The organism is Rhizobium sp. 62_C5_N11_2, assembly GCF_051811185.1.
Taxonomy (GTDB): Bacteria; Pseudomonadota; Alphaproteobacteria; order Rhizobiales; family Rhizobiaceae; genus Rhizobium; species Rhizobium leguminosarum.
On record NZ_JBPWPW010000003.1, the window covers coordinates 519,679 to 532,619 of the forward strand.

Consider the following 12,941-nt stretch of genomic DNA (forward strand, 5'->3'; position numbering starts at 1 on the left):
GCGCAGTCACGGCAAGGCAGTATACAGTCAAGCGGATCCCCACTGTCGAAAGCCATACATGCAGCGCCTGCCCCGTGCTCCCAAAGCCGTCCTGTTCGACATGGACGGTTTGATGTTCGATACCGAAGCTCTGTATCGCGATGCCACGATCACGGCTGCACGGAATGCAGGCTTCGAATTGCCTCTGCCGGCCTATCTTGAAACCATTGGTTTGCCGGCTTCCAGTGTCCGCGAACTTTTGTTGGCCCGGTTCGGCAAGGATGCCCCTCTGGACGATCTCTGGAGGCAGGCTTCGGAACTCTTCACGCAGATGGTGCAAACGGATTTACGAACGAAAGCAGGCTTGCCGGAAATTCTATCCTTCCTCGAAGAGGCGCGGATCCCTTCGGCCATCGTAACCTCATCGGATCGGACGGCCGTCGAGGGCCATCTTTCCGCAACCGGGCTGCAAGACCGGTTCCAAACCATTGTTGCCTATGGCGATTACGGGATGGGAAAACCGCATCCCGCTCCATACCTACTGGCCGCCGAGCGGCTCAACCTGTCCATTTCAGAATGCGTTGCCCTGGAAGACTCCCGAAATGGGGTTCTCTCCGCATCAGGCGCCGGAGCGATGACCATCATGGTGCCGGATCTGGTTCAGCCGGCACCAGATCTTCTTGGTCGCTGCGCTTGCGTCTTGGCGGATCTTCACGCCGTTCGGGACTTGATCGCAATCTCGAGTGGGCACGAGTAGGTGGCATTGAGGCGGGCGAGACGGAGCAGGAAATCGTCAATTTTCTGCCGGTGGCTTGAGAGCCAAGCCAAGGCATTTCAATCGAAAGTTACACCGCCTTGACGTAAATCGAACCGCAGAGCCGCCGTGGAGCAGGGGGGAACAAAACTGCAGGCCTACAGATGCACTCTGCACTTCATGCAGTTGACAGGCCGGGACGGTTCTTTCATCTGGAGCGCAAGATCAGGAGCCTCTCACATGACCCTTACCGTACGCCCCGCGACGCCTTTAGACGCGGCAACGATCCTGCGATTCGTCCGCGAATTGGCCGACTATGAAAAGGCAATCCACGAGGTCGAGGCGACCGAGGAGAGCACGCGTGCGGCGATCTTCGGCGACGGTTCGGTCACGCATGCGCTGATCTGCGAACGCGAAGGCCAAGCGATCGGCATGGCGGTCTATTTCTTCAGCTATTCGACTTGGCAGGCGAAGAACGGCCTTTATCTGGAAGATCTCTACGTAACACCGGACGCGCGCGGCTCGGGGGCCGGCAAGGCGCTGCTGCGGCGCCTAGCACAGATCGCGCTGGAGAAGAGCTGCGGCCGCTTTGAATGGAGTGTGCTCGACTGGAACGAACCTTCGATCCGCGTCTATGAGGCGATCGGCGCGGAGCCGCAGAAGGAATGGATCCGCTATCGGATGGCGGGAGAGAAGCTGGCGGCGTTTGCCCGCGGCTAGAACTCTCTCTTTTTCCTGGCGACGGCCTCGATTTTCGGAGCCTTTTTCAGCTCCGGCCGCGTCAGCAGTGCGTCCCGCCTCTTCCAATATATCCGCAATCAGGCATTGGACCGCTCAGGAATGCCGTCCGGCGATATTCGGCCTGTTCGAGACGGCCCCGGCTCTGGTCGTACTTGGCCTTCACCGCATTGAGATTGGCTAGTAATCGGCACACAGCTCCCGCTTTCCGATCTCCACCCTTCTGATCCCTTACCGCAATTCAGCAGTAACCCGGAAGATCCCGCCGGCCGAGGCGTCGGAGCAGACGACGAAGGTCGAGCCCTCCTGCGCCATGAAGGCGACATTGCCGCCGGCTTCGCAGGGGGTGGCGCTCCATTGCAGGATGATATCGCCGTTGTCGGGCAGTTTTTCCGGCGTGATCTTCGCCGCACTTGCCATCCATTCCGTCGCCGACGGCAGGTGGACCGGGGCGTTCAGCTGTTTCGACAGCCAGGCCGTATAGTTCTCCGCCACGGCAAGCGGCACGTCGTCGGCCGGCTGCTGCGGATTGTCGGCATAGGCCTGGGCTGCGGCGGGATCTGAGTTGGCGGTGTAATATTCCGCCATCTCGGCACGGGTGACGGCCTTCCTCTGCATGCAGAAGGACTTGTCGATCTTCACGGCGCCATTGGCAACGCCAAGCATGCCGCCGAGTTCCTTCATCGACGAGGTCATCAGCCGGACATTCTCCAGCGAATAACTTCCCGCCGGGACGGTCTCGAAGGCAAGGGTCTGCGAAACCGGGCAGAAGCCGCGCGCCGATAGCGCCTCGAGATCGGCCAGGATCGGCTGGTAGGCGACGACGGCAAGCTTATAGGCTTCCGCGGTGTAGCGGCCGTCGGCTTCGCCGATCTTCGGGGCGAGGGCTGCAAGCGTCGGTTCGGCAGCACCTGCACGTGTCGCGATCGAGGCGCTGAGATCGGTGACTTTCTGCTTCAGCGCCGTCGCCTCGTCCTTTGCCGCCATGACGTCGGCGATGACGGCGTCGAACAGCTTGGCGGCGTCGCCATAGCCTGTGGTCGCGGCCGGCATCTGCCATTGCTCGGCCTTGGTCTTGGCGTCCGCCATCAGCCCGCTCGCCTTTTTGACGTCGGGGCTATCGCCGGCGCCGATGCGATTGACGGTTTCGCGTTTTGCCGCCGCGTCCTTTTCGGCGGCGGCCAGCGCGGTGAGCGCCTTGGCGAGATCGTCAAACGTCGTTTTCGATGCGTCGTAGGCGTCGACCGCAGCATGCATCTGCTTTGCGGTGGCGGCGTCGGCGGCGGTCTTCATCTTGGCGTCCGCCTCGGCAAAGCCTGGCGCCTTGTCGCCGCCTGCGGCCGAAGCGGCAGCTTTCGCCTTTTCGGCATTCTCCTTGGAGATGCCGATCAGCGCATTGCCGAGATTGATGGCGGCCGTCTGGAAGCCCGGAAGCGCCTTTTCGTAATCTTCGTCCTTGAGCAGCGCATCGGCCGAGGTCAGCGCCGCAGCACCGGTGTCATAGGAAAGCTTTGCCTGGTCACCGGAAGGGCGCTCCGGCGCCTTGGCGGCGATCGCCTTCTGCTTTCGGCTTTCGGCCTCCTTCTTCCAGGTGCCGACATCGGCGACGAGCTTCGGATCCGGGCGCAGCAGCTTCGGAATGGTGACGACACCGACGCCAATGCAGATCAGCAGCAGCGCCCCGATCATGGACCGCTTGGCAAGCGTCCATTTTTTCGGTTTCGGCGCCTCCTGCTGCTGTTGCATGCCGCCGCGCGGATCCCACGACATAGGCTGGATGCCCGTCGTCACCCGGGCGAATTCGCCCAGCGCATCGGCGCCCATGCGCGGACGCTGAGCAGGGTCGCGGCTCAGCATCTTTTCCACAAGGCTTGCAAGACCTTCGGGAAAACCGGGGATCAGCACGTCCAGGCGGGGAAAGACGTTGGAAGGGTCGAGATGGATGTTCTTCCAGCTCTGCTCGCGCTGGTGCTCGTCCTCCCAGACCATGACGCTGTCGAAGACGCTGGCATAGGTCTGCCGCGGCAGTAAGAGCTTGTAGGCAATCATGCCCATTGCGTAGATATCGAGTGCCGATGAGGCGGAGAAGGTGCCGCTGGCATAGATTTCGGGCGCGCCGAATTCCGGCACATAGGGCGGGATGATATGCTCGCCGATCTTCGAGATCAGATGCAGGTTGCCGATCCGGACCGAGAGGCCGGAATAATCTTCGGAGACATAGATGCACTGGTCGGTCAGGGCATTGTGGGCGTAACCGGCGCCGTGCAGCGTCGCCAGCCCTTCGAGGATGTGGCGGCCGATCTCGACGGCGCGCTCGTAAGCCACCATCTCCGTTTCGTCGAGATATTGGTGCAGCGTTTTCGATGGCCGCTTCTCGACGATATAGAAATTGTCGTCTTCCGGGGACGGCGGGATGAGGTCCTCGATTTCGACGAAGCGTCGGGCCGTCAGAGATTTGGCCTCGTTGATCGAGGTCCAGACCCGCTCGAAACGAGCCTTGTCCAGTTTCAGCGCCACATCGGGTGTGACGATGAAGACCGCATGGTCCATCCGCTTGTCCTGGGCGGGATAGACGATGAACTCGTTTTCATAGATCGGCTCGCCGATCGTGTAGCGGGCGATCAGATCACTTCTCATGCACTTGTCCCCCTGCATTCATTGCATTCATGAAACCGAATTCTATTCGCCTGCCAGTAATGGATCGCCGATAAGGCCTGCGGCCAGCAGCAGACCGGTCTTGGTATCGCGAAGCGCGAAAGCGAAACGGGCATCGGCGACGACGCGAACAAGCTTCGGATCGATGCTGCGTTCCGTGATAACAGCCGTGGCTGCCGCTGCCTCCGTGCCGTTTTCGTCAACCTTGATCATCGTCTTCTGCAGGACGCGCGACAAGCGGATGTTTTCCTTGGTGAAACCCGGGAAACCCGCATCCTTGGCCTTCTCGGGCGCCACTCCCATCGCATTGAGTACCGGCATCAAATCACGCCCGTCGTTCAGGGAAAAGCGGGGCAGGAAGATTTCGCCCTTGGCCGCTTCGAATTTCTCGCCCTGAAGCCAGGAGGCAAGCGTCTTCAGGTCGGCGCCGCCCACACCCTTGCCGGAGCGCGCCGCCACCACGACCATGCTGTAGCCCTCGCCGGCATAGGCAAGGTCGACAGCTGAGAATTTCTCATCGGAGCGGAAGTTATGCCCGTCGCCGGCAAGATGCATCATCGGTACCGAAATCGTCGAGCCATCCGGCCGCTGAAAGGGGCTTGCCGGGCTTTCCCTGTCGAAGGAGGTTTTCCAACGGGCCTTGAACGAGAGTGCGCCGAGGCTGACGAAGCCGCCGCCGGGTGGTGCATCCAGGATTGATGGAATGGCGCCCCGCGTCGCTTGCTTGACCCAGCCGTTGATGTGCTCGACCGATTTCGGTCCGTCGAGGTCCTCGATCGAAGGCTTGATCCGGTGGGTGGCGAGCATGGATAGCGCATCGGGGACGAGCACCAGTCTGTCGTCGAAGACGATCGCGACCGCCGTCGTCAAAGGCGCATCAGCCGCTGCCGGCTTTTCCGGAGACATCGCGTCGAGCACTGTCTCCGGTCCCTTCACCTCGCCGCCGAAGCCGAGGCCTTTGGCGATCGACGCCTTGCCCTCATCGGAGGCGCCGAGGCTTGCAAGACCGAGCGCGGCGGCAAGGCTTGCCGGCGACACCATGATATTGGCCCCCCCTTCCTTTGCCAGGGTGCGGTCGATGAGTTCGGCGGCAAGCCCCGCCTGCGCTGTTAGCATCGCCTGGCTGTCGCCAGTCTCGCCGGCATGGCCGGCTGGGGCAAGCGCCATCAGGGAAGCGGCAAGGCCCGCCAGCAGAATGGATTTCGGCATGGTTCGCTCCTGTTCAGCGGATGCGATAGAATTTGGAATCGAACGACCATTTGCCTTGGGCGCCGTTCTCGTCGTCGCCGACGATCCTGAGGCTTCGGGCGAGATCGTAGACATAGTTGAAGGCGGCGCGCTGGCCGACGAGCGGTGTCGGCACATCCGGCAGGTCGAGCACTTCGATCGGCTTGTCGCTGAGGATGGCGACGACCATGCCGACGCCGGCCGGTCCCTCCACCACATATTCGAAGCCGGTATAGGGATTGCGGGCATCGGGCACGACGACCGGCCGGGCCGGATCGAGCCGGTTGTCGCCGCTTTTGGCCGTTGGCTTCAGGCCCATCGAGCGCTTGTTCGGGTAAAGCTGCGTCAGCTTGCCGGAGGCGTCGATATCGACCAGGATCAGGTAACCGGACTTTTTGGTGGAGACACGCATCGCCACCTTGTCGCCGACGCTGACAGCGGTGCCGGGCAGCACGTCGACGGCAACGCCCGCCTCATTGTCGCTCTTCAGCGTGTTCTCGACGGCGGCGACCGCCGTCTTCGCCTCCTCGCCGGTGATCACATCCCGGCCGAGCGCATCCGGCTGGCCATAAAATTGCGGCACCGGGGTGAAGCGGCAATCCTCGGCATGCGTCCGGCAATATTCGTCGGATTTGCGCCGGACATAATCGAGCAAAGCGGCATTGCTGACATTCGGCTTGTCGGCCGCGCGCGCCACGCCGTCCTGCACGCCTTCGATGAAGTGGCGGGTGAAGACCCCGAGCGCCGGTTTGGCCTCGCGGTCGACGAGCGCCCACTGCCCTGCGTTGACGGCCGACCAGACCATCGCGTTTTCGCCGCCGAAGGAGAATTTCGCTTCCTTGCCTGACTTGTTCGGTGGTTCGAGCGCTGCCAGCGCCGGGCCGAGGCATCGCACGGTGCCGGAGGGCGCTGCCACCGCGCTGCGGCTGCCAGGCCCGACATGGCAGGCGTCGATCAGCAGCGTCACGCGGCGGTCCTTGAGGCTGTTCAGCCGTGCGGCAATCTCGGTTTCGCGGATCTGGTTGGTGACCATCACCTTGCCGCCCTCGCGCACCAGCTTGGCGTCGACTGCAACCAGCGTCGGGCTCGTCGTTTCCTCGGCGCCCATTTCCTCCGAGCCCTGGCCGCTGAAATAGAGGAAGACGCGGCTCCCCGGCGTCGATTGGCGCACCAGCCAGTCGTCGATCTCGGCAAGGATCGCCTCGCGGGTCGCCTTGCGGTTGGTCAGCGTGTGGATCTGTTCCGGGCGGTAGGCGAGCGTCTTGGCGAGGAAGACCTGCATCGCCTTCACATCGGTGGCGGAGCCGGTCAGTTTCGCCTCGCGCATCTCGTAATCGTCGATGCCGATCAACAGCGCGCGGTCGCCGGGCGAGCTTTCGATCACCGGCGTCTGGACGACTGGCGGCTGCACGGCGGGTTCGTCGGTGGCAGGCTTGTCCGCCGGCGGAGTATCGCCGGCGGGCGTGTCGGCAGCAGGTGTTTCGGTCGTGCCGGCCGGCGCCGTATCGCCGGCGGGCGGGGTGGTGATGGCGAGATTGGCCTCTTCCTGTCCGGACTTCCTCTGCTTCGTCCCGCCACCGGTCGTGGTGGACGCGACCTGATCGCCGGCAGCGGGCCCTTCAACATTTGGCACGTCGCCGTCGGTCTTTGCGGCGATCCAGTCACGGAAGGCGGCAACCCGGGTATAGACGCCGTAGTGCTCGGCCTCGGCGCAGCCGGCGCCCCAGCTGACGATGCCGAGCTGGATCCAGCGCTTGTCGGGGCGCTGGGCGACGAGCGGTCCGCCGCTGTCGCCCTGGCAGGCATCCTTGCCGCCTTCGGCATAGCCGGCGCAGACATTGCGCTCGTCGATCGGGTTCATGCGCATCGAGCTGTCGCGATAGGCGGCGCGGCAGTCCTCGCGCGGGACGATCGGCAGTTCGACTTCCTGCAGCTCGGTCGGCAGGTACTTGTCGTCCCAGCCGTGATCGGCCTTGGTATAGCCCCAGCCGGTGACGACGGCCGGGTGGCCGGCGGCCTCCACCTCGTCGTCGGAGGCCGAGGCGAGGATCGCCGGCTTCGATTTGGCGGGCTCGCCCAACTTGATGAGGGCGATGTCGTTGGCAAAGACCTTGCGGTCGAAATCCTCGTGAATGATCACGTCTTCGACGGCAAGGCCGGGCTTGTCCGGCCCGTCGACCGCGATCACCTTGTCGATCTTCGACTTGCCCTCGACGATCAGCAGGTCGCGGGCAAAGAGATCCTGCTTGCCGGAGCGGCCGCTGGTGACGCAATGGGCGGCCGTCAGGATCCAGCGGGGCGCGATCAGCGAGCCGCCGCAATGGCCGCCGAAGCGGCCGCGCTGTTCGGGGTCGGGCGCCAGGATCTTCACCTGCCAGGGCCATTCGCCCTTCTTCGCCGTCTCGCCGCCGATGACCCGCCCGCCATCCTCGCCGGCAAAATCGGTATCCTGCTGCGCCAGCGCAGGCGGGGCCAGAAGCAGCATGACGGTCGCAATATTGAGGACCCGGCTGATCGACGTGCTCATAGCTTGGCTCCGGCGGAGGTATAGAGGACCGTAAATCCGACGCGTGCGCCTTCGGGCAGGAATTCGCCGAGGCGCTTGGCGATATTGCCGGCGGTGCGGCGCCTGTCGTTCTGCTTCAGGAACTTCACAAGTTCGGGCATCGGGCTTTCAGAGGTGACGGCGACGAGCAGGTCGGTCCCGAACGGGGCGACGACGGAAAGATCGAGATCGAAGGTCTGAGACATCTCGGCATCGACCTCCTTCTCGTTGGGATAGAGGAACTGCACGGTTCCATCGCCGGTGACGTCGAAGAGCACGAGCTTGCGGCCTGATAGATCCGAAACAGTGACGCCGACGCGCTCACCTTCGCGATGGACAGTGTCTGAAGGCGTCACGCGCGTGGTTTGCGGGTTTGTCTCGGACAGTCGCTTCAGGGTGTCGAGCGCGGCCATCCGGTCGACGACGAAAGGCATGTCGCCGGCGCCGACGGCGGAGGCGACGACATCGCCGCCGGCAATCGCCTCGCGTTTTTCAGGATCGAAGACGAGTTCGGCATCGGCACCTTCCGTCAGCTTGAACGGGGTGACGGCAGGGTCGATCCCCTGCAGCACCGGCTCCGAGCCGAGGGCGGCAACGCTGATCGGCGCGGGCCCGGCGGGCAGCGGAGCGTTTGATTTCTCCGCCGCCGCCTGCGCCCCCGCCCCTTCGTAATTATAGACGACCGCGCGATCGAGATCGGTTCCGGGCGGGCTTTCGGTAAAGATGTTCTGCCGTTGGTCGGTGAACTGGTAGACCGCCTGGCGCACATATTCGAACAGTTCGCGGCGGCTGACGGCGCCGTCGCCGTTGCGGTCGGCCGCCCCCTCGAAAGCGCGGGCGGTGGCATAGCTCAGCGCGCCGCGTTTCTGCGGGATGCCGGGAATTGATATCTCGGGCGATTTGGTGTTCTCGTCGACGGCGGCGAGGAAGGTCAGCCGCTTGAAATCGAAGCCGGTGGACAGTGCATCCGCCGTGGTCGAGATCGGCGCGAGGTCGTCCTCCTCGATCGTATAGGAAGGCGCCTGACGCCAGGTGATTTTGGCGCCGCGCGGATCGACGTCGCGGGTCATGCCGCCGGCATGGCAGGTATCGGCGATGAAGACGACATCGGCGCCCTTGGTCTCAAGATTGCGGATCAGCGCCTTGAACTCGTCGCCGAAGATGCGCTCGCGTGATCCGGGAAGCCGGGTGTCGAAGCCGGCGAGCACATAAACCTCGTCGCGGCCGCTCGGTTTCGAGCCCTTGACGCGTTCCGGCTCGCTCGACCCGTGACCGGCAATGCCGAGCACGACGAGGTCGCCAGGCCCTGCCCGTTCCGTGACGGCCTCGATCGCATGGAAGATGCCCTCGCGGTCGGCAGCACCATTCTTCAAGAGCGTCATGTCCTCGACGCCGACCGAGCGCAGCGAAAGCGAGAGATCCTCGGCATCGGCGACGGCGCCATGCAGCGGCGGGACGTTGCGGTAGAGGTCGATGCCGATCAGCACCGCCCTGACCGCGCCGCGCTCCGGCGCCTCGATCACCCTTGCCAGGCTGTCGGTGGCCGCCAAGGTGAGGAGGGCAAATGCGGCGGCCATGGAAACGGATGCAGACATGGCCAAACTCCCCTCGCCCTGGCTATTCGCGGCGCCATTCGACGCGCCGGTTCAGCGCATCGACATCGTCTTCGGTGAGGTTTGCGGTTGCGGTCACGTCGACCGGCTCGGATGCGCCGCGGCCTTCGGCGTCGATCGTCGCATCGATGCCGTGGCTCTTCAGGAAATCGGCAACGGCCTGGGCCCGGCGTTCGGACAGCTTCTGATTATAGTCGTCACCGCCGCGCCGATCGGTATGGCCGATGAGGATGACGCGGCCGGGCTTCTGCTCCTTCAGCGCTTCCAGCAATTCCTCAGCAGCTTCGGTGCCGATCGAGGTGAAGCTCGACTTGTCGAAATCGAAGGTGATCGGAACCGGAATGGAGACCGGCACGATGCCGCGCACATTCTCGGAATAGATGCCGCCGAGCACGCCGCTGCGGTGATCCTTTTCGGCCGGCACGAAGCTACCTTCGGGATTGTCGCTTGTCGGGTTGGCGGCAAGGATGCGGGCCTGGGCGGCGCGCTGGATGAGATCGGAGATCGTCTCGGCCGGCGGCGCCTTCGGCGTGCGGGTCTCGTTCTTGATGATCTCGATCGCCTGCTGGTAATCGGCGGCGGCATCGGCGAAACGGCGAGCGGAGAAATAGATCTCGCCGAGCGTGGCGGAGGCCTGCCAGAGCACCTGCGGACTGTCGGCGGCGATCAGCAGCGGCTCGTAATCGGCGACCGGCTGGTTGGCGGCCATCATCTCCTGAGCAGCGGAGAGCCTGAGGGCTGCGACGCGGCGCTGGGCATTCACCTGGAACTGGCCGCAATCGGCGCTGACGGCGATCGTATCGGCTTCAGCGGCGGCAGCTGTGATATCCTTGGCGGCAACGGCCGTGTTCAGCTTGTCGAGAAGGGCGGTGCAAACAGGCGTATCGGCATTTGCCACCTCGATCTCCTCGCCGGCTTGGCCAGGTTCGGCCGAGCGGCCGAGATTTAGCTGCGGCATCTTGATGCTAAAGCCGCCGGGAAGCTTGAATTGCGGCATCTTGATCTGCGGCATCGGCAGTTTGGGCATCTTCGTTTGGGAAGTCTGGGCCGGCTGCTTGTACTGCGTCGGCTGCTTATATTGGGTCGGCCGGGTGGATGAGGTGGTGTCGGCCGGGCCGATCAGCTCCAGTTCATCGGCGGCAAGCTCCTGGCCGGGCGCCAGATTGGTGACGATCTTGTATTTCTTCGGCGGCTGTGTCGTGGCCTGCTCGACGGGTTTCGGCGTCACCTTTTTCGGGGTAACGGGCTTCGGTTTTTCCACCACCGTTTCCGGCTTCTTGGCGACTTCCTGTTTCGTCACCGGCTTCGGCTTCGGCGCAACGGGCGGCTTGGCAGCCTGTTCGACCGGTGCGGGTTTTGCTGCAGGGGCGGCTGCGACGGGCGGAGCGACAGAGGGCGGCAGGGCCGCCGGACTGTCGACGGTCGTCAGCATCAGCGTCTTGCTGCTGATCTTGGTGCCGAGGCTGCGGGCTTCTTCGAGACTGCGGGAAACGGCCTCCATGCCGCCGTCGATCGAGCGGAACATGCCACCGCCGCTGCTGCCGAGATCGGCGAAGATGGTGAGCGGCTTGGAGGAATAGAAGACCTTGATCTGCTCCTGGCCGACCGGGCCTGAAACCTGCAGCCGGGCGCCGCTTGCCGGATCCGGCACCTGCACGCGCTTGCCGGCGCCGACAAGGGCATCGGTCTGGTACTTGTTCGGGAAAAGCTTCACGACCGCGCCGTTCGGCGAAACGTTTAGCACCGTGACATAGCTGTTTTCGGTCGATTGGATGAAGAGGCCGACAACTTCGCCAATGGCGTATTTGGCCTCGGCGCGATCGAAGGTGATGCTGACAGGCCCGGTCTGCGCGGGCGCCTCGGTCAGTGTGCGTTCGTTCTGCGCCTCGACGGCGGGAACCATCGAAAAAAGCGAAAGAAAGGTGGCTGCTGCTAGGATGGCTTTGCGGTTCGGCATTGGAAAACCTCCTCTTCGAACAATCTCACACTGTGTTGAAGATGAGAATAGCACTGACCGGCGAAATTGGGATGGCTTCGCCTGTCTTGCTTGAGGGAGGGTTACAAATTATTTGGAGCCTGGAAGATTTTGCGAGGCAAAGACGTGAGCAAGACTCACGCCCGGCAATAACCGGCGCCTTTTATAGTCCCGTTCGACTGCAGACAGGCGGTTAGTTCTTCGGTTTCTGCCCGGCTGATTTCAAAATCGAGATCAGGTCGCTCATTCCCTCGGGCGAGGAATTGTAGAGCCAGAGAATATCGGGATTGTCGACGGTGAATTCCTTGCCGGGACCCGAGCCCATGTCGCGGCCGGGCGAGGTCGCGTCGGGCAGCTTGTCTTCGCCGGGTGCAAGCCCCTTGGCGCGCTCATGTTCGGCGATGATCGCAGTCGCCGCAGCAAAGGCCTTTTCGTCATGGTGGCGCAACGCCGCCAGCGAGGGGTTTCGCGCCGCTAGTGCGTCCTCAGCCGGGCCGGAATAGGCAAGCCGAGGTGTCTGCAGCGCCAGCAGAAGGCCGATCGACAAGGGTATGAGCCAGGATTTCGTCATCGTCGTCAAATCCGTTATCAACCTGATGCGCGCCGCAAGAGGGCAAGCAGCACGACAATAGGGAGAGGCCGGAAGGAAGGCAACGGTGCTCCGCGCCAATCGATTGGGAGGGTTGAAATCGACTGGCCACGAACGCATCGCCCAGAAAATCGGGTCGCGCGGCGCTGTGGTCAGAGGATCTTCAATTGCTGCAGGTTAAGGCGCAGGTCGCGCAGCATCTCGCCGAAGATCTCCTCGATCATTCCGGTCGACCAGACGACCATGGTGCCGTAAGGCGAGCGCTTGCGCTGCATGAAGCCCGCCGTCTCGAAATCGATCAATGTCTTGCGGCAGGTCTCGCTCGACATCACCGCGACGAGGAAACGGGCGAGATTGGACTGGTCGATTGCGCCTGATTTTTCTGCCCAGTTCTGGATCAGCCGCGGCTTGGTGTCGGCGGTGAACATCGAGGCGAGCGCCCGATCCTGCGACAGTCCCAGGCGCTGCAGCTTGGCCGGATCGCGGGTGAGCGAAACCACGTAGTCGTTGTGCAGATCGGCGAAGCGTTCGATATCCTCGGCGGTGCTGATGCCGAAGACCTTCATCGAATAGAGGAACTCGGCCATCAGATAGGTCGGCTCGGAACGCAGCTGCGCCAGATGCTTGTCATCCTTGCTGGCAGACGCCGCGCAGACGCGATCGGAGAAGCCTATGCGCGCGGCGCGAACCTGCTCCAGCAGGCTTATATCGAGCGCCAGTTCGTCACCGTTCCATTCCAGCATAAGCATTTCCTGCCAGCAAATCTTCGAGACGATGATCTTGTACTATTCCAGGCGCAGATCTCCAAATCGTTTGGAAAGCAACGGCTTGCTGAGGGGGCATATCTAGCCTACCATTTTAAAGAC

General features: G+C 63.1%; 9 protein-coding genes. 2 read left to right on the plus strand and 7 right to left on the minus strand.

Going from position 1 to position 12,941, the window contains the following annotated elements:
• The first annotated feature begins 58 nt into the window (after positions 1-58).
• Complete coding sequence (locus tag AB8B31_RS31535; protein WP_130759307.1) at positions 59-736, plus strand: HAD family hydrolase; 678 nt, start codon at positions 59-61, stop codon at positions 734-736.
• Positions 737-973: 237 nt separating this feature from the next.
• Complete coding sequence (locus AB8B31_RS31540; RefSeq protein WP_018246177.1) at positions 974-1,453, plus strand: GNAT family N-acetyltransferase; 480 nt, start codon at positions 974-976, stop codon at positions 1,451-1,453.
• Between the two features lie 249 nt (positions 1,454-1,702).
• Here AB8B31_RS31540 and AB8B31_RS31545 read toward each other — a convergent pair whose 3' ends face one another.
• From AB8B31_RS31545 to AB8B31_RS31575, 7 genes are all read right to left on the minus strand, one after another.
• Positions 1,703-4,108 carry a protein kinase domain-containing protein gene (locus AB8B31_RS31545; protein ID WP_130759308.1) on the minus strand — a complete coding sequence of 802 codons (2,406 nt, stop codon included), beginning with the start codon at positions 4,106-4,108 and terminating at the stop codon, positions 1,703-1,705.
• A gap of 42 nt (positions 4,109-4,150) precedes the next feature.
• Positions 4,151-5,335 (minus strand): serpin family protein, encoded by a 1,185-nt coding sequence (locus AB8B31_RS31550; RefSeq protein WP_130759309.1) that lies wholly within the window; start codon positions 5,333-5,335, stop codon positions 4,151-4,153.
• 13 nt (positions 5,336-5,348) lie between these two features.
• Positions 5,349-7,880 carry a trypsin-like serine protease gene (locus AB8B31_RS31555; RefSeq protein ID WP_130759310.1) on the minus strand — a complete coding sequence of 844 codons (2,532 nt, stop codon included), beginning with the start codon at positions 7,878-7,880 and terminating at the stop codon, positions 5,349-5,351.
• Positions 7,877-9,493 (minus strand): caspase family protein, encoded by a 1,617-nt coding sequence (locus AB8B31_RS31560; protein WP_130759311.1) that lies wholly within the window; start codon positions 9,491-9,493, stop codon positions 7,877-7,879. Before AB8B31_RS31560 ends, AB8B31_RS31555 begins: the two co-directional genes overlap by 4 nt.
• A 22-nt stretch (positions 9,494-9,515) precedes the next feature.
• Positions 9,516-11,468 carry a DUF4384 domain-containing protein gene (locus tag AB8B31_RS31565; RefSeq protein WP_130759312.1) on the minus strand — a complete coding sequence of 651 codons (1,953 nt, stop codon included), beginning with the start codon at positions 11,466-11,468 and terminating at the stop codon, positions 9,516-9,518.
• Between the two features lie 211 nt (positions 11,469-11,679).
• Positions 11,680-12,057, minus strand: a complete 378-nt coding sequence (locus AB8B31_RS31570) for a hypothetical protein (RefSeq protein ID WP_130719214.1) — start codon at positions 12,055-12,057, stop codon at positions 11,680-11,682.
• Between the two features lie 170 nt (positions 12,058-12,227).
• Positions 12,228-12,818, minus strand: coding sequence for a hypothetical protein (locus AB8B31_RS31575; RefSeq protein ID WP_097611708.1), 591 nt, complete (start codon positions 12,816-12,818; stop codon positions 12,228-12,230).
• Positions 12,819-12,941: the final 123 nt, after the last annotated feature.